Genomic DNA, 17403 nt, shown 5'->3' with positions numbered 1-17403 from the left:
GCAGCGCGGCCCGGGGTGCTAGAACAACAGGTAGCGGTAGGCCGGCGAGCCGGGCTCGAGGCGTTCGACGTGAAGCTCCGTTGCCCGCATCCGCGCCAGCAGGCCGTCCAGATCGGCCGACGACGCCAACTGGATGCCCACCAGCGCCTCCCCGGTCTCGCGGTTGTTCCGCTTGATGTACTCGAACAGCGTGATGTCGTCGTCGGGCCCGAGCACCTCGTCGAGGAACCGGCGCAGCGCACCGGGTTCCTGCGGGAAGTCCACCAGGAAGTAGTGCTTGAGGCCGAGGTGGACCAGCGAGCGTTCCAGCACCTCGCCGTAGCGGGACACGTCGTTGTTGCCGCCCGAGATGAGGCACACCACCGTGGAACCGGAATCGATGTCGGCCTCCAGCAGCCCCGCGACCGACAGCGCGCCGGCGGGCTCGGCGATGATGCCCTCGTTCTGGTAGAGGTCCAGCATCGCGGTGCACACTGCTCCCTCGTCGATCGTGGTGATCGACACCATGTCACCGGCGGCGGCCAGCGCGGCGTAGGTCAGCGTGCCCGCGCGGCGCACCGCGGCGCCGTCGACGAACTGGTCGACGTGGTCCAGCGTGACCGGTGCGCCGGCGGCCAGCGCGGCCATCATCGCCGCGGCCCCGGCGGGTTCGACGCCCAGCACCGACGTGTTCTCCGTCCGCTCGGCCAGGTAGGTGGTGATGCCGGCGATGCAGCCGCCACCGCCCACGGGAACGACCACCAGGTCCGGCTCCTCGACACCAAGCTCGCCCAGCTGATCCAGCAGCTCGACGGCGATGGTGCCCTGACCGGCGATGGTGCGCGGGTCGTCGTAGGGCGGCACCAGTGTGGCGCCGGTGCGTTCGACGTCCGCCAGCGCGGCCTCGGCGGCCAGGTCATAGGTCGTTCCGCCCACGATCAGTTCGATGAACTCACCGCCGTGGTAGCGGATACGGTCCCGCTTCTGCTGGGGAGTCTTGGCGGGCACGTAGACCCGGCCGTGCACCCCCAACGTCCGGCACGCGTAGGCGAAGCCCTGCGCGTGGTTGCCCGCCGACGAGCACACCACGCCCGCGGCCAGCTCCTCGTCGGACAACTGCACCAGCAGGTTGTAGGCCCCGCGCAGCTTGTAGGAGCGCACCACCTGCAGGTCTTCGCGCTTGAGGTAGACGTTCGCGCCGGTGATCGCCGACAACCGGTCGCTGTACTGCAACGGGGTCGGCGTGACCACCGCGGCAATCCGCTTTGCCGCGCCGTCGATGTCAGCCGCGCACAGGGGCGCGACGCTCCGGCTCTGGCTCAATTCGGCGGACACTGATCAATGGTGCCACGCCAGCCGACCAAGTCCGGAATTCAGCCGGCCGGGCTCAGCACGAACACCGGGATCTGGCGGTCCGTTTTCTTCTGGTACTCGGCGTAATCCGGCCATGCCTCGACGGCACGCTGCCACCAAACCGCCTTCTCGTCACCGAACACCTCGCGAGCGTCGTATTCGCGGGTGGTGTCGCCGTCCTGCAGCTCGACCCGGGGATTTTTGACGACGTTGTGGTACCAGACGGGGTGCTTCGGGGCCCCGCCGAGCGAGGCGACGATCGCGTACTCGCCGTCGTGCTCGACCCGCATCAGCGGGGTCTTGCGCAGCTTGCCCGTCTTGGCCCCGACCGTGGTCAGCACGATGATGGGTTTGCCCTTCATGTCGGTGGCTTCGGTCCCGCCCGACTGCTCGTACTTCTCGGCCTGTTCGCGGGCCCAGTCCCATGGGCTCGGTGCGTATTCCCCTGTAAGTGGCATGGCACCAACTCTATGCGGGGTGCAAACCTGCGGGGCCAGGCTAGGAGGGCTCGCCTTCGGCAAGCGAGTCGTCTTTGGCGAGGTGGCGGAGGACTCTTTCGTTGAGGGCGGCGAGCATGTCGAGCTCAGCCGGGGTGAGCAGGTCGATGAAATTGCGGCGGACGTCCTCCACGTGCCCCGGCGCCGCCTTCTCGATGGCGGCGCGGCCGGCCGGCAGCATGCAGACCATCGTGCTGCGGGCGTCGTCGGGGTTGGGCTCGCGACAGATCAGCCCGTCCTTCTGCATCCGTTTCACCTGATGGGAGACGCGGCTCTTCTCCCAGCCCAGGGTGTTGCACAGGTCGCGGGCGGGCATGCGATCCCCGTCGTGAGCGGACAGCACCGCCAGGATTTCGTAGTCGGCCCCCGAAAGGCCCGATTCCTGCAGGCCCCGGTTCAGGTGCACGTCGAGCTGATGATGCGCATGCTGGAATGCCCGCCAGGCGCGGTCTTCGCGAGGGTTCAGCCAGTTCGGTTCCATCAGCCTCCATGCTATCGCGCATTGGTTGACGCGTCATCAAACTCGCCTTAGAGTTGACGAGTCAACCTTTTCGATCATATCCAGGATGGGACACTTCATGAGCAGCATCAGCATCATCGGCACCGGGAACATGGCCCGCACCATCGGCGCGCTGGCGGTGGCGGGCGGCAACACCGTCGAGATCATCGGCCGCGATCAGTCCAAGGCCGCCGACCTGGCCAAGGCCCTCGGCGGCGGCGCCACGACGGGCGAGTTCGGCGCCGTCCCAGCCGGGGGCATCGTCATCGTTTCCCTGTTGTACGCCAACGTCGTTCCGGTCGTCGCCCAGTACGGAGACGCCCTCGCGGGCAAGGTCATCGTCGACATCAGCAACCCCTTCAATTCCGCGGCCGACGGGCTGGCCATCCCCGAGGGCACCTCGATCGCGCAGGCGGTTGCCAAGGCGGCCCCAGCCAGCGCCGGCGTGGTGAAGGCATTCAACACCGTCTTCGGTGTCGTCCTGGCCCAGGGCCTGCCGCTCGACGTGTTCATCGCCGGCGACGACGCGCGCGCCAAGGCGAGCGTGGCGAGGTTCATCGAGAGTCTCGGGCTGCGCCCGCTGGATGTCGGCGGCTTGAACATGGCGCACTGGCTGGAAGGAACGGGCCTGGTCATGATGGGTATCGCTCGCCACGGCGTGGGGAACTTCGACTTCGCCCTCGGCGCCACCGTTCCCGGCTGAGCCGCACCGCTGCGGTGCAGACCGTAAACGAACGAGGGCGCCGTGCGCCCAAATACTGGTTGATTAATCATCTAAACGCTAGAAGAGGACGCTCACGATGAAGCTCGGTTTCGCACTTCCCATCGTCGGGCCCGCTGTCAGCAGCGCCGCCGGTTTGAGCGCGTTCTGCCGCGGCCTCGAGGACCTTGGCTACGACACGCTATGGGTCGGCGATCGCCTGGTCACGCCGGTTGACATGCATAGCACCTATCCCGGCAAAGAGCAGCCGTACCCACCGCAGATGACCCGTTACCTCGATCCGGTGCTGCTGTGGACGGTCGCCGCGACGGCGACCAGCCGGGTGCGGCTGAACGCCAGCACGCTCAGCACGTTCTACTACGAGCCGGTGCACCTGGCCCGGCTGCTGACCACGCTCGACGTTCTCAGCGAAGGCCGCCTTGACGTCGGCGTGGGAATCGGGTGGATGAAGGACGAGCACGACATCGCCCGAGGCGCGGACTGGCGCCGACGCGGGCGGATGCTCGATGACCTCCTGGCGTTTCTGCACGAGTGGTGGACGACCACCCCGGTGTGCTGGGACGGCGAGTTCTTCTCCCTGCCGCCGGTCCATGCCGACCTTCGCCCGGTCCAGGCCGGGGGTCCGCCCATCTGGATCGGCGGTGCCAGCGAGGCCGCGATGCGCCGGGTCGGCCGCAGCGGCACCGGCTGGCTCGGGGTCGAGGGGCTGCAAGACGAGGTCACCGACCACTTGTGGTCGATTGCGCGCCGTGCGGCGCAGGACGCCGGCCGGGATCCGGACGCGCTGAAGACGGCCATGCGGATCAACCTCGAACCGGGCACGTCCGTCGACTCGGTTGTCGGCAGGCTCGAGCGCCTCGCCGGATCCGGCGCTGATGAGGCAATCGTGGATGCCTTCGCAATGTTCCCCAGCCTTGACCAGATGCTTGACTTCGCCGGTCAGGTAATCGCCCGATGGAGTGATCGTGGGCAAGCTTGACGGCAAGGTGGCGGTGATCACGGGCGGATCAAGTGGTTTGGCGCTGGCCGGTGCCAAGTTGTTCGTTGACGAAGGGGCTCACGTATTCATCTCGGGTCGGCGTCCGGAAGCTCTGGATGAAGCCGTCAAGCTCATCGGCCGGAATGTGACCGGCGTGCAGGGCGATTCGGCCAACCTGGACGATTTGGACCGTTTGTTCGATGCGGTCAGGCGGGAGAAGGGTGCCATCGATGTGTTGTGGACAAGTGCCGGGATGGGCGAGGAGCGCAAGCTCGGCGAGATCACGGAGCAGCACTTCGATGCCACTTTTGGGCTGAACGCGCGCGGCACGCTCTTCACGGTGCAGAAGGCATTGCCACTGTTCAACGACGGTGGCTCGATCTTGATGACCGGGTCAATCGCTTCGGTCAGGGGCTATCCGTTCTGGAGTGTGTACGCGGCGAGCAAGGCCGTACTGCAGGCCTACGCCCGCGTGTGGTTGTCCGAGTTAAAGGACAGGAGGATCCGGGTCAACGTGCTGACCCCGGGCCAGGTCGCTACGCCGTTGCTGGACCAGCTGGACGAGGAGGCGAAGGCGCATTTCGAGGCATTGATCCCTCGGGCAAAGAACGGCAGCCCCGAGGAGATCGCAACTGCCGCACTATTTCTCGCCTCGGACGACTCGAGCTATGTCAATGGTGTGGAGCTGGTTGTCGACGGCGGCACCACTGCGGTCTGACGCGGCCGGGTGATCCCTTACTGCTGCTGCGCGTCGCGCTGCGACTCGACAAACGGGCGAAGGTGGATGCGCGTCTGATGATCTGGGGCCCCGGGCTCGCCGTCGGCATGCCTGCCCCGCGTGTAGTCGCCCTGCCAGGGCACTCGCTCGCCCAGGGCGGTGTTGGTGACGGCCTGGGCCTGCCCCAGCTCGTTACGGGACCGAAGGAAGAACTCGTGTTTACGACGCACTTCCTCGTCGGATTCGATCGGCCTGATTTCCGGGGCGAACTCCTCCAGCTCGCCCCGGCGCTGCGGCACGATCATGCAGATCGGCTCGTCGACCTCGAACCGCACCGGCATCATCTTCCGGGTGATCTGCCAGCTCATGCTGAAACTCGATGTGGCCCAGTCCGTCTCGACGATGCCCTCCAACGGCGACACGGCGTCCTTCGGATAGTTCGCCGGCCCACGGACCAACAGGTTATAGCCGGGCGGGGTGCGGAACAGCATCGGCAGATGCCAGGTCAAGATGCCGTGACCGAAGTGGCTGAAGGGCAGCAGCTGGCCGGGGTCGCGGCGGTCGGGGGCGATCAGCACGCCCATGCTTTCGTCCCCGCCCATCCAGGTTGCGGTGAATGCGCACGGGTTGCGCAGCTCCCAGCCACTTTGGTTGGCGATGAGCATCGGCAAGCACCGATTCGGCCACCCGTTCCGCATCTCCGACATCCACGGGCGGCTGATGGGGGCCGGTGTTATCGGCGGCGCGTTGTCCTGGGCGGTGAACGCGATCAGCGGGCGGGTCTGCCCGCCGGACTTTTCACTCATCGACTCCTCAATCCGCTGCTTGCCGCAGACGTCGTCCGGACCACTACCCAGTGTGCCGGTCGAGCACGGGCTCAAGTGTGCGGGCCGGTAGGGCCGACCATGCCCGCGGGTCGCTGGGCTGCGCGGGCCGGTCGGCCAGCCGCCGGTGCCACCAGCCGACGTCCCACCACGCTCCGTTCTTGAAACCCACACCCTCGAACACTCCGACCCGGGTGAAACCCATCGCCTCATGCAGGCCGACGCTCGCGGGATTGGGCAGGGCAATCGCCGCGTAGGCGTTGATATACCCCTGCGCGGCAAGCATGTTGAGCAACGCGGTGTAGATGCGCCGGCCGTTGCCCTGGCGATGAATCGACCTATCGAGGTACAACGACACGTCGACACTCCACCGGTAGGCGGCACGCGCGCGGTGTGAGCTCGCGTAGGCGTAGCCCCTGACGGCGTCGCCATGGGTAATGACTAGCCAGGGCAGGTTGGTCAGCGTGGCGGTCAGCCTCGACCGCATATCCTGGGCCGTCGGCGGTACCGCCTCGAAGGAGATCGCGGAGTCGCGCACGTACGGCGCATAAAGGTCGGCGATAGCGTCCGCATCCTCCGGTGTTGCCATTCGGATCATGAGAAGAGCTTGCCCATCACCTTGTCGCCGGACCGGCGGGGGTGGTGTTCTGCGTCGCGGCGGGCAGCCGCCGACCGTTGGTCCGCTAACCAACCTAGTTGTTGCTCGGTGGTGGCTGCGGCTGAAACGGGTCGTACCACCACCAGTCGGCGCGTTCGCCGGTGGGCCCCGGGCACGGTGCGACGGCGGGCGGGGGTTGAGTTGGTGGGCGCGCCAGCGACCCCGCGCTGAGCGGTCGGCCGCAGCTGTCGGTGACGGTGAGCTCGGTTGCGGGTCCGGTGATGGTGATGACGCCGCGGTGGTGCAGCCGGTGGTGATAGGGGCATACCAGCACCAGGTTGGCCAACTCCGTTGGACCGCCGTCTTCCCAGTGCTGGATGTGGTGGGCGTGCAGACCGCGGGTGGCGCCGCAGCCGGGAACAGCGCAGGTGCGGTGGCGGTGCTCGAGGGCGCGGCGAAGCCGCCGGCTGATCTGGCGGGTGGTTCGGCCGGCGCCGATGAGCTGGCCATCGCGTTCGAACCAGGCTTCCCAGGTGGCGTCACAGGTCAGGTAGCGGCGTTCGGCGTCGGTGAGCAGGGGACCCAAATGCAGCGCGGCCGCGCGCTGCAAGACATCGACGTGCACCACCACAGTGGTGTGCTGCCCGTGCGGCCGGCGGGCCGCCTCGGCGTCCCATCCGGCCTCGACCAGGCGCATGAACGCCTCGAGGGTGCCTGGCAACGGCGGCGTGCTCTCTGATGCGGAGCCTGGATTGTCGCGATCGTGCTTCCACTCGGCGATCAGCGCGTCACGATGCGAGGCCAGCGCCGCGTCGAACGTCGCCGCATCCACGTGGGGAAGCTTTATCCGCCAACACGTGAACTCCTCGCCGCAGGTCTTGGTGATCGAGGGCTGCGGTTGGGGCCCAGGATCGGGTTGGGGTCGCGGTTCGAGCTTGACCGCGGTCCGCAGCTGGTTGACCGTGGCGACCCCGGCGAGCTGAGCGTAGTGCTCATCAGATCCCTCACCCGCGCGCGCGGCGATGACCCCGACCTGATCCAGGGAGAGTCGACCCTCCCGCATGCCTTGGGCGCAGCGCGGAAACTCCTGCAGCCGGCGCGCAATGGTGGTGATCGTGTGGGCGTTCGCCGAGGACGAGCCCAGCTTCCAGGCCACCAGCGCCGCGACCGAGCGTGCGCCTGTGGCCCCGCACAACTCGTCGCGATCCATCTCGGCGACGATCTCCACAATGCGCCCATCAATCGCGTTGCGCTGACCGGCCAACTCGGCCAGCTCATCGAACAACACCTCAAGCCGCTGGCCAGGGCTCACTGCCGCGGGAGGCGATGCGATCGGGGACATGACTTTATCATCGCAGGGGGGTACGACAAGTTTCGGCTACCAACTCCGCGGCGTGCGACCGTCATCATTCACCAAGCAGGACAGCCTGATTGGCCACCGGGGCACCACGGTTTACCGCGTCCCGGCCAGGCCCGCGATGGTGTTGACCCGCCGGACCGCCGTGGCGATCTCGTCGGCGAACTCGCGCCGTCGATGGGCGATGTCCAGATCCTCGAAACCGTCCACCAGCTCGCGATGCCGGGCCAACCGCAGCGCGGTCTTGAACAACTCCATCGACCTGGACTCGGCGCTGGCGATCCTGCGTTGCAGTTCCCACTGCTTGCCCACCTCGAGGCACTCGGCGAGAAACGCGTCCTCGTCGAATGATTCGTCCTCGAAGGCGGCCAACCGGTCGGCGACGATGTGGTAGGCGTCCAGGAATGGGCGCAACACCAGGTGCGCCAACAGCAGGTCGGCCTTTTCCAGTAGCCCGCGCACGTCGGCCGCGCTGGCGGCCTTGCTGGTGTCTTCCACCCGCCCGAGCAGGCGCACCTCGTCCGCGAGTTCCTTCTCGAACTGCGCGCGCGCCGAGAACAGGAACTCGAATTTCAGCAACTCGCGCAAGGCCAGTGCCTCGTCCCGGACGCGCGTCGGTTGCACCAGCCCGTCCACCGAGGCCTCGGCGTCTTCGATGGCGGCCAGCAGCGCCGTCTCGGCGATCGCGCGATCGACCACGATGTGGATGGCGGTGTTGCGGTAGAACGCCGCGACCAGGTGCTGGTCCGCCCCGATGCCCCAAACCGGTTCGGTGCCGGCGTCATACACGCTCACAACGCCCGAGGCGACGAGCTGATGCAGCGTCCAGCGAATGGTCGAGCGATTCGTCAGGTCGGCGGCGCCCGCCACCGTCCAGTTCCGCGCCGCGATGTAGCTCGCCAGCGGCCGCACGGTGGCCAACACCTCGCTGATGGACAACGAGCGGTCGGCGCCCAGCAGCGCGAGACTCACCACCGCGGTGGGGGTGACCGGCGTCGCGCGGTTGATCCGGTGCTCGACGTCCAGCGCGATGCGTTCGATCTCGGTGCCCGTTCCGGACTCCTCGGCGCGCAGCTCCTCCAGTCGCTTGCGCAGGGGCAGCGGCTCACCGAAGTCCAGGTACGCGCGGCCGAGCCGCTCTTTCTGCTGTCGCGCCAGCCGGATCAGGAAACGGAAGTCCTCGGGCCGCTTCGTCGCACCGTAGGCCTCCGTGGTCATGGCCTCGACCTCGTGCAGCTGGTCGTACACGATCGAGGTCGGCACCAAATACACCTCGGGTCCGTCGATTTCGTCGACGGCATCGCTGATGTAGCGCAGGATCCCGTACACCGGGGGCCGCAGCTTGCCGGTCCGGGTGCGGCCGCCTTCGATCGACCAGGTGAGGTTGGCATGGTTCTGGACCAGCTGCGCGGCGAATGCGCGCAACACGAACCGGTACACGGGAATGTCTTTGGTCTGGCGCCGGATGAAGATCGTGCCGGTGCGCTTGGCCCACGCCCCCATCGGAAAGAAGTTGAGGTTCGCCCCGCCGAAGGTGAGCGCGGGCGAGAGCCGGTTGGCCTGAATCACCTCGGGCAGCAGCAGGCCGTCCAGATAGGAGCGGTGCGAAAAGGCAAACGCCAGTGTCGCTTTGCGATCCAGTTTGCGCAGCTGGGCGATCTGGTCCTCGTCGACGAGTATGTCGTAGGCCCGCATCAGCCAGCAACTGAAGCTGCGCCAGGCGCTGACCGCCCGGCCGTCCAGCGAGGGCGCCATCTCCCGCAGGTAAGACGCCGCCTCGGCGCGCACGCTCGCCAGGTCCCGCCCGAGCTCGTCGGCCAGCCGGCTGAGCCGCTCGTCGTACCATGGGGCGGCGAGCAGCTGGACAACCTCCTCCGGGTCGGTCGTCAGCGGTTTGGTCGACTCCTCGACAATACCGCTGCGCTGCAACAGCTTTCGCACACCCAGCCGCCCGAGCTCACGCGCGGTCCCCCCCGGTCCCCCGCTCATGCCGACTGCGCCGTCGCTGCCGCCGCCGGCTCGTGCACGTCCGGATGTAACTCGGGCGCGTACAGTTCCTCGATCTCGCTCGCGTACTTCGCCATGATCGGCTTGCGCTTGAGCTTCATGGTCAGCGTGATCTCGTCGCCCCCGGGCTCCCAGAGCGAGGGCACTATCCGGAAGCGCTTGATCTGTTCGACCCGTGACAATTTGGCGTTGCCCTCGGCCACCCCCGCGGCTATCCGGGCGATGACCTCGGGATGGTTCGCCAGCGCCGCGGGCGAGGCGTCGGCCAGGCCGTGCTGGGCCGCGTACGGCCCGACCGATTCGGCGTCGAAGACCATGAGCGCGGTGTTGTACGGCCGCCCGTCACCGATCGTGATCATCACGCCGACCATCGGGCAAGCGGCCAGCACGGTGTTCTCAATGTTGGCCGGCGACATGTTCTTTCCGGCGGCATTGATGATCAACTCCTTCTTGCGGTCGATGATCCTCAGGTAGCCCTGGTCGTCGACGTCGATGATGTCGCCGGTGTGCAGCCAGCCGTCGGCGTCGATGGCCTCCGCGGTCTTGGCGGGCTCCTTGCGGTAGCCCTTCATCACCAGCGGACCGCGCACCAGGTATTCGCCGTCGCCGGCGATCTTGCCCTCCAGCCCCGGCAGCAGCTTGCCGACGGTGCCCAGGCGCGCGTCGCGAGGATGGCTGACGGCGGCGACGCAGCTCAGCTCCGACATCCCCCAGACCTCGGCGATCGGAATGCCGATGCCGAGGAAGAACGCCAGCGTCTCCTTCGGGATCGGAGCCGCACCGGAGACCGCCCAACGGAGTTCGCCGAAGCCAAGCCGCTCGCGCAGCTTCGAGAGCACCAACTCGTCGGCCTGAGCCCACTCGGCGGCCAGCTCGTCCGGCGTCGCCTCGCCCGTCAGGAGGGCGGCGGCGCGCTTGCCCGCCACCGACATCGCCCACTGCAAGGCCTGGCGCTTGACCTCGTCCGTCTCGTTGCTGACGGCGAATTCGATTCCGGCCTTGAGCTTTTCCCACACCCGCGGCACCCCGCCCCACACCGTGGGCCGCACGTCGGGCAGGGCGGCGGCGATGGCGCGGATATCGGAGACGACCGTGACCTGGGCGCCGAATACTTCCAATCCGTAGAGACCCATCACCCGGTCGGCGATGTGGGCCGTCGGCAGGTAGGACGTGACCCGGTCGCCGAACTGGGACGGGAGGACGGCGTTGAGGGCATACGCCTCGAACAGCAGATGGGCGTGCGTCATCTCCACGCCCTTGGGGTTTCCGGTGGTCCCCGAGGTATAGATGAGCGTCACGACGTCGTCGGGCCGCACCGCCCGCCAGGTCGCCTCGAAGTCGAAATCCGGTTGCGCCGCGGCATATAGGTCGTCCACCGAAATGGTGCCGGGGGGCGAACCGTCGATGCAGACGATGTGCTCGATGGTCGCGCCGCTGGCGCGGATCCGGTCCACGTACTGCTCCTCGCAGATCGCGACCTTTGTCCCGGCGTTGTCGAACAGATAGGTCAGCTGCTCGGCGGGCAGCGTGTTGTACACCGAAAACGAAGTGGCGCCGAGGTGTTGGGCGCCGATCTCGAAGGGGTAGAACTCGATGCGGTTGGCCATCATCAGCGACACCGTGTCGCCCCGCCGGACACCCAGGCCGGCCAGGCCGGCGGTGACCTTTCGCACCTGCGCCGCGAGCTCGCGCCACGTCATGGTCTGGGTGTCGCCGGGCGTGCGGAGCGCGACGGCATCCGGATCGATCGACGCATTGCGCTGGAAGGCCTCGCATAAGGTCGATGGGCGTTCGGCTGTCGTCATGTGCGTCCTCTCAGCTCTGCCTCGTGAGCGTACGTCCGTCAGCACGGAGCACGGAATAGCGGGGCTCAGCCGCCGGGGCGCCAGAGCTGCAGCGTGCTTGATATGCCGGCGGGCAACTCCAGCAGCTCGATCGGGGTGCCGTCGGGGTCGTAGATGAAGAACATCCGGACGCCACCGATGTCGACGGGCGGCTCGGCCCGGACGTCGGGATGTTCGCGCCGAACGGCGTCGAAGGTGGCGTCGAGGTCGTCGACCCGGAACGAGATGTTGGTGTAGCCCAGGTGCGGCCCGCTCGGACACTCGGGGACCGGGCCCAGGGACAGCAGCTCGACCATGGCGGCACCGATCAGCCCACCGACCATGCGTCCCTGTTGCGCTGCCCCGCCGGTCACCGATTCAAGGCCGGCCCCGTCGAGTTCGACGTCGAATACGACGTCCATGCCCAGCACGGCGGTGTAAAACGTCAGCGACGCCTCGATGTCGGAGACGCCGATGCAGACGTGGGAGAAGTTCTGCACGGCGATGGTGTGCGGCTGACTCATGGAGCTCCTTTGCTCAGGCGGGCAACGCGGTATGAATTCCACAGGTACACGAGTCGATCGAGGGACACGTGCAGCGCATGCCCCACTCGATGACCGCCCTTGCCCGGGCCAGCGACTCCATCCGGGCATCGATTTCGGCGAGTTTGGCCTCCGCCAGGGCGCGGCTGGCCGGCCGCCCCGGCGCGTCGTCGGCAAACAGCAACTGGATCTCCTCCAGCGCGAAGCCGGCCGATTTGCAGAGCCGGATCACCTCGAGCCGGGCCAGTACCGAATCGTCGTAGCGGCGTTGGCCGCCCAGCCGGCCCGGTGGCGGCACCAAGCCGATCTGTTCGTAGTACCGCAGCGTGGTCGCCGCGACCCCGGCCTGGCGCGCCACCTCGCCGATCGTCAGCCGTGTGCTCATCGGCCCTCCTTCGGGCTTGACTTAGAGCCAACTCTAAGTCGTTGACTGGTGTCATGCACACACATTCACTCGATGGGCTGGGCGCGGCACGCTACGCGCTGCTCCGATCGTTCCGCTGCGACGGCACGCCCGTCGACACCCCGATCTGGTTCGGGCTGGACGGCGACGCACTGGTGTTCCGCACCAAGGTGGGGCCGAAGACAAGGCGGCTGACCACGCGCCAAGACGTCGAACTCACCGCGTGCGACCATCGCGGCCGGGTCCGTCCCGGCGCAAAGACGGTGGCCGGCCGCGCCACCATCCTGTCGGGCGACGACGCCGAGCGGGCCAACCGCGTCCTGCACCGGCGGTATGGCTGGCAGTGGAACATCGTGCCGCTGATCAAGGTCCCGGGCGTCACCAACGTTCACCAAGACCTGTGCGTCCGCGAGAAGCTGAGCCGCGCGCGCGACCGCGGCGTGTGGCCCGACAGTGTCATCGTCCGGGTGGACGTGCCATGACGCACGACCCCGTCCGCTCCCCGACCCTGCGCCAATGCTGCGCCGCCGTAACTGGATTGGTTTGGGGCGCGGTGCGCCCCAAACGGCCCGACCAGAGGTTCCTGCGCAGCATCGCCGACGCGGGATTGCCCGAGCCCCGACGCACCGTCACGGTGACCGCGCTGCCCCAGGTGCCGCGCTCTGTGCCGACCGCGGCCATCGTCGAGGGCACGTTCGCGCCCCGGCGCGTCGGGAACTCGATGACCTCGTTCATCGTCGGCCATCCGGACGCCACCTTCATCGTCGACCCGGCCGTGTGCCGCGACGTCGAGCGCCGCGCGATCGCCCAGCTACCGGCGGTGCTGCGCGTCGCGGTCCGTCCGCCCGCCGACACCGTTCCTACGATCACGGCCCTGACCCGGCTGGCGGAGCCACCGGCGTTGGATTTCGCCCTCCCGACCCACGCGCACTGGGACCACTTGTCCGGTCTGCTCGACCTGCCGGACGTCCCCGTTCACCTGCACCGCACAGAACGGGACTGGATCGGGTCCGGCCCAGTGGCGCCGGTCGGCGGTGTCCGCGATTCGCTGCGCGGCCGGCCCGTCGTCGGCTACGAGCTGGACGGCCCGCCGGTGCTGACCTTCGCCCGAAGCCACGACCTGTTCGGGGACCAGTCCGTCCTCCTGGTCGACCTGCCCGGCCACACGCCGGGCAGCGTCGGGGTGCTCGCCCACACCGGGCGGGGGTGGATCCTGATCGCCGGCGACGCCGCCTGGCACTGGCTGCAGATCGAAAAGGTCCGCCAAAAGTCAAGCTATCCGGGCGTTTTGGTGGACGAGGATCGCGACGAAGCCTTCCGGACGCTGCAGCGGCTGCATCTGGCGCGGCATGCGGTGAGGATCATTCCCACCCACGACCATCAGGCGGCGCTGGGATTGACCGCCTAGCGCACCGCGAATGTGAAGTTACTTTCACGTTGGGGCACCAGCGTTAGAGTAACTTCACGCTCGCCGCGCTTGCGATCGCCGCTAGCTCCCGGCGGCGACCCGCTGCGCCCGGCTCCGCCGCGCTTGCGATCGCCGCTAGCTGCCCAGGCACCCCGGGCCGAGCAGCTCCTTGAGGTCTCCCATCAGCGCGGGCGAGGGCGTCACCCGCAGCGAGGCGTCCAGCTCGAGGGTGGTGATCCGGTCCCCGCTGATGAGCCGCAGATGCACCTGGGCGGTGCCGGGGTGGCGCGCCAGCACCTGCTTGAGCGCGCTGACCTTGTCGATGGTGCACTGCCGGGTGGGCAGGCTGACCGCGATCGGCCGGTTCGGCTGGGCGTTGGAGAAGTCCGGCACCACAAGCTCGTTGGCGATCAAACTGATGCGATCGTCGCGGATGGCCACCTTGGCGTTGATCAGCACCACCGCGTCGTCGGCGATGTCGGCGCCGTAGGTGGAGTAGGCGTGCGGGAAGAACATCACCTCGATGCCACCGGTGAGGTCTTCCAATTGCGCTGAGGCCCAGGGCATCCCGTTCTTGTTGACCCGCCGGTTGACCGACGCCAGGATGCCGCCCACCCGCACCTGTGTCTCGTTGGGGACGTCGCCGTCCAGGATGGCCGGGATCTGGGTGTCCACCTGGGCGGCCAGCAGGTGCGCCACGCCGTTGAGCGGATGCCCGGACACGTACAGGCCGAGCATCTCCCGCTCCAGGGCCAGCTTGTGCTTGTCTTCCCACTCGTCTTCGGGCACCTTGATGGTGAAGACAGAGTCGGTGCAGCCGGCCTCACCATCGGAGCCGCCGAAGAGGTCGAATTGCCCCATCGCCTCGGCCTTTTTGGTGCCCAGCACCGAATCGACAGCGTCGGTGTGCACGAGGAAGAGGCCCTTGCGGGCATGGCTCAGCGAGTCGAACGCGCCCGCCTTGATCAGCGACTCGGTGACCTTCTTGTTGCACGCCGAGACGTCGATCTTGTTCAGGTAGTCGGAGAAGTCGGTGAACTTGCCCTTCTCGTTGCGGGTCTTGATCAGCGAGCCGACCACGTTGGCGCCGACGTTGCGCACCGCGCCCAGCCCGAAGCGGATGTCCTGACCGACCGACGCGAAGTTCACCAGCGACTCGTTGACGTCCGGCGGCAGCACCGTGATGCCGAGCTTGCGGCAGTCGGCCAGGTAGACCGCGGCCTTGTCCTTGTCGTCGCCCACCGAGGTCAACAGGCCGGCCATGTATTCGGCCGGATAGTTGGCCTTGAGGTAGGCGGTCCAGTAGGAGACCAGACCGTAGCCGGCGGCGTGCGATTTGTTGAACGCATAGCCGGCGAACGGAAGGATGGTGTCCCACAACGCCTTCACCGCTTTTTCGGAGAAGCCGTTGGCGGTCATGCCTTCGTAGAAGCCCTTGTACTCGGCCTCCAGCACCTCGAGCTTCTTCTTGCCCATCGCCTTGCGCAGGGCGTCGGCCTTACCCATCGTGTAGGAGGCGACCTTCTGGGCGATGAGCATGATCTGCTCTTGATAGACGATCAGACCATAAGTCTCCGAGAGGATTTCGCGCAGCGGTTCCTCGAGCTCCGGGTGGATCGGCTTGATCGCCTGCCGGTTGTTCTTCCGGTCGGCGTAGTCGTTGTGGGCGTTCATGCCCATCGGGCCGGGGCGGTACAGCGCCAGCACGGCGACGATGTCGTTGAACTCGGTGGGTTGCATGCGGCGCAGCAGGTCGCGCATCGGGCCGCCGTCGAGCTGGAACACGCCCAGGGTGTCGCCGCGGCCCAGCAGCTCGTAGGTGGGCTTGTCGTCGAGCGGCACCGATTCCAGGTCGAGGTCGATTCCCCTGTTGGCCTTGATGTTCTCGAGCGCGTCGCCGATGATCGTCAGGTTGCGCAGGCCAAGGAAGTCCATCTTCAGCAGGCCGATGGCCTCGCACGACGGGTAGTCCCAGCCGGTGATGATGGCGCCGTCCTGCGGCCGCTTCCACAGCGGGATGGCCTCGGTGAGCGGCTCGCTGCTCATGATGACGGCGCAGGCGTGCACGCCGGCGTTGCGGATCAGGCCCTCCAGCCCGCGGGCGGTCTGGTAGATGGTGCGGACGTCGGGGTCGGTTTCGATCAGGCCGCGCACCTCGGCGGCCTCTTTGTACCGCTCGTGCGCCGGGTCGGTGATGCCGGACAGCGGGATGTCCTTGGCCATGATCGGCGGCGGCAACGCCTTGGTGATCCGGTCGGCGATGGCGAAGCCGGGCTGGCCGTAGTGGATCCGCGCCGAATCCTTCAGCGCCGCTTTGGTTTTGATGGTGCCGAAGGTGATGACTTGGGCGACGCGGTCCTGGCCCCACTTGTCGGCGGCGTAGCGCACCATCTCGCCGCGGCGACGGTCGTCGAAGTCGATGTCGATGTCGGGTGCCGACGGACGCTCGGGGTTGAGGAACCGCTCGAACAGCAGGCCGTGGGGAATCGGGTCGATGTTGGTGATGCCCAGGGCGTACGCCACCAGCGAGCCGGCCGCCGAACCGCGGCCGGGCCCCACCCGGATGTCGACCGACCGCGCGTAGTTGATCAGGTCGGCGACGATCAGGAAGTACGACGGGAAGCCCTTGTCGCAGATGACCTTGATCTCGTACTCGGCCCGGTCGATGTAGTCCTGGCCGACGCCGGACGGGAAACGTCGCCGCAGTCCCGCCATCACCTCGTGGTGCAGCCAGGTCGCCTGGTCGTGCCCGTCGGGCACCGGGAAGATCGGCATCCGGTCGCGCGGTGCCCACACGTCGTCGTAGGACTGCACCCGCTCGGCGATCAACAGCGTCGAGTCGCACGCGCCGGCAATCTGGTCGTCCCAGAGTTGGCGCATCTCGGCGGCCGACTTCAGGTAGTAGCCGTCGCCGTCGAACTTGAACCGGTTCGGATCCGAGAGGGTCTTGCCGGTCTGCACGCACAGCAGCGCCTCATGGTTGTGGGCGGCGTCGCGGGTGACGTAATGGCAGTCGTTGGTGGCCAGCGGCGGGATGCCGAGCTTGCGGCCGATCTCGAGCAGGCCCTCGCGGACCCGTTGCTCGATGGACAGGCCGTGGTCCATCAGCTCGAGGAAATAGTTGTCCGCGCCGAAGATCTCGCGCCACTTGGCGGCCGATTCCAGCGCCTCGCGGTCCTGCCCCAGCCGCAGCCGGGTCTGCACCTCCCCCGACGGGCAGCCCGTGGTGGCGATGATGCCCTCGGCGTGTTCGGCGATGAGCTCGGCGTCCATGCGCGACCACTTGCCGAGCTGGCCCTCGAAGGAGGCCAACGACGACAGCTTGAACAGGTTGCGCAGCCCGGTGGCGTTCTCGGCCACCATCGTCAGGTGGGTGTAGGAGCCGCTGCCCGACACGTCGTCGGACTTCTGGCCGGGGTCGCCCCACGTGATCCGGCGGGTGTCGAAGCGCGAGCCCGGGGCGATGTACGCCTCGACCCCGATGATCGGCTTGATGCCGGCCTTGGTCGCCGCGTTGTAGAACTCGCTGGCGCCGAACATGTTTCCGTGGTCGGTCATCCCGACCGCGGGCATCTGCAGCCGCTCCACCTCGGCCAGCATCGGCGAGATCTTCGCGGCCCCATCCAGCATCGAGTACTCGGTGTGGTTATGCAGGTGCACGAAGGACGACTGGTTCATAGGGACGCCAGTCTATG

Annotated in this window: 16 protein-coding genes; 5 read left to right on the top strand and 11 right to left on the bottom strand. The window is 67.5% G+C overall.

Going from position 1 to position 17403, the window contains the following annotated elements; all coding sequences use genetic code 11:
- Positions 1-18: 18 nt before the first annotated feature.
- Genes ilvA through A5678_RS06415 form a run of 3 tightly spaced genes read right to left on the bottom strand, consistent with a single transcriptional unit; the run spans position 19 to position 2310 of the window.
- Positions 19-1314, bottom strand: coding sequence for a threonine ammonia-lyase (gene ilvA, locus A5678_RS06425; protein WP_068040016.1), 1296 nt, complete (start codon positions 1312-1314; stop codon positions 19-21).
- Positions 1315-1352: 38 nt separating this feature from the next.
- Positions 1353-1790: a nitroreductase family deazaflavin-dependent oxidoreductase gene (locus tag A5678_RS06420; protein WP_068040014.1), complete on the bottom strand. Its 438-nt coding sequence runs from the start codon at positions 1788-1790 to the stop codon at positions 1353-1355.
- 40 nt (positions 1791-1830) lie between these two features.
- Positions 1831-2310, bottom strand: coding sequence for a MarR family winged helix-turn-helix transcriptional regulator (locus tag A5678_RS06415; protein WP_068040013.1), 480 nt, complete (start codon positions 2308-2310; stop codon positions 1831-1833).
- Positions 2311-2407: 97 nt separating this feature from the next.
- Here A5678_RS06415 and A5678_RS06410 point away from each other — a divergent pair, with 97 nt between their 5' ends.
- From A5678_RS06410 to A5678_RS06400, 3 genes are all read left to right on the top strand, one after another.
- Positions 2408-3031, top strand: a complete 624-nt coding sequence (locus A5678_RS06410; RefSeq protein WP_068040207.1) for an NADPH-dependent F420 reductase — start codon at positions 2408-2410, stop codon at positions 3029-3031.
- 97 nt (positions 3032-3128) lie between these two features.
- The gene (locus A5678_RS06405) at positions 3129-4028 is read left to right on the top strand and encodes a TIGR03619 family F420-dependent LLM class oxidoreductase (RefSeq protein WP_068040012.1); all 900 of its coding nucleotides are present in this window, start codon (positions 3129-3131) and stop codon (positions 4026-4028) included.
- Entirely contained in the window at positions 4015-4746 is a 732-nt protein-coding gene (locus A5678_RS06400; protein WP_068040205.1) for an SDR family NAD(P)-dependent oxidoreductase, read from the top strand. The genes A5678_RS06405 and A5678_RS06400 overlap by 14 nt, the downstream gene beginning before the upstream one ends.
- 17 nt (positions 4747-4763) lie before the next feature.
- Here the strand turns inward: A5678_RS06400 and A5678_RS06395 are convergent, their stop codons facing one another.
- From A5678_RS06395 to A5678_RS06365, 7 genes are all read right to left on the bottom strand, one after another.
- Positions 4764-5552, bottom strand: coding sequence for a DUF6065 family protein (locus tag A5678_RS06395; protein ID WP_068040010.1), 789 nt, complete (start codon positions 5550-5552; stop codon positions 4764-4766).
- Positions 5553-5595: 43 nt separating this feature from the next.
- On the bottom strand, positions 5596-6159 hold the full coding sequence (locus tag A5678_RS06390; RefSeq protein ID WP_068040204.1) for an arsinothricin resistance N-acetyltransferase ArsN1 family B: 564 nt from the start codon (positions 6157-6159) through the stop codon (positions 5596-5598).
- A gap of 103 nt (positions 6160-6262) precedes the next feature.
- Positions 6263-7510: an HNH endonuclease signature motif containing protein gene (locus tag A5678_RS06385; RefSeq protein WP_068040008.1), complete on the bottom strand. Its 1248-nt coding sequence runs from the start codon at positions 7508-7510 to the stop codon at positions 6263-6265.
- 111 nt (positions 7511-7621) lie between these two features.
- Positions 7622-9514 (bottom strand): lysophospholipid acyltransferase, encoded by a 1893-nt coding sequence (locus A5678_RS06380; RefSeq protein ID WP_068040006.1) that lies wholly within the window; start codon positions 9512-9514, stop codon positions 7622-7624.
- Positions 9511-11337: a fatty acid--CoA ligase FadD11 gene (gene fadD11 / locus A5678_RS06375; RefSeq protein ID WP_068040004.1), complete on the bottom strand. Its 1827-nt coding sequence runs from the start codon at positions 11335-11337 to the stop codon at positions 9511-9513. The genes A5678_RS06380 and fadD11 overlap by 4 nt, the downstream gene beginning before the upstream one ends.
- A 65-nt stretch (positions 11338-11402) precedes the next feature.
- Positions 11403-11879 (bottom strand): VOC family protein, encoded by a 477-nt coding sequence (locus A5678_RS06370; protein ID WP_068040003.1) that lies wholly within the window; start codon positions 11877-11879, stop codon positions 11403-11405.
- A 13-nt stretch (positions 11880-11892) separates the two neighbouring features.
- Positions 11893-12282 carry a helix-turn-helix domain-containing protein gene (locus tag A5678_RS06365; protein WP_068039999.1) on the bottom strand — a complete coding sequence of 130 codons (390 nt, stop codon included), beginning with the start codon at positions 12280-12282 and terminating at the stop codon, positions 11893-11895.
- A 53-nt stretch (positions 12283-12335) separates the two neighbouring features.
- Here A5678_RS06365 and A5678_RS06360 point away from each other — a divergent pair, with 53 nt between their 5' ends.
- Both A5678_RS06360 and A5678_RS06355 read left to right on the top strand, forming a co-directional pair.
- Positions 12336-12782 (top strand): PPOX class F420-dependent oxidoreductase, encoded by a 447-nt coding sequence (locus A5678_RS06360; RefSeq protein ID WP_068039996.1) that lies wholly within the window; start codon positions 12336-12338, stop codon positions 12780-12782.
- Positions 12779-13708 carry an MBL fold metallo-hydrolase gene (locus tag A5678_RS06355; RefSeq protein WP_068039994.1) on the top strand — a complete coding sequence of 310 codons (930 nt, stop codon included), beginning with the start codon at positions 12779-12781 and terminating at the stop codon, positions 13706-13708. The genes A5678_RS06360 and A5678_RS06355 overlap by 4 nt, the downstream gene beginning before the upstream one ends.
- Positions 13709-13843: 135 nt before the next feature.
- Here the strand turns inward: A5678_RS06355 and dnaE are convergent, their stop codons facing one another.
- Entirely contained in the window at positions 13844-17386 is a 3543-nt protein-coding gene (gene dnaE / locus A5678_RS06350; protein WP_068039991.1) for a DNA polymerase III subunit alpha, read from the bottom strand.
- Positions 17387-17403 lie beyond the last annotated feature (17 nt).

The sequence above is a fragment of the Mycobacterium sp. E2733 genome (assembly GCF_001667585.1).
Taxonomy (GTDB): Bacteria; Actinomycetota; Actinomycetes; order Mycobacteriales; family Mycobacteriaceae; genus Mycobacterium.
The sequence above is the reverse complement of the archived record's forward strand: the minus strand, read 5'-3'. Positions and strand labels throughout refer to the sequence as shown.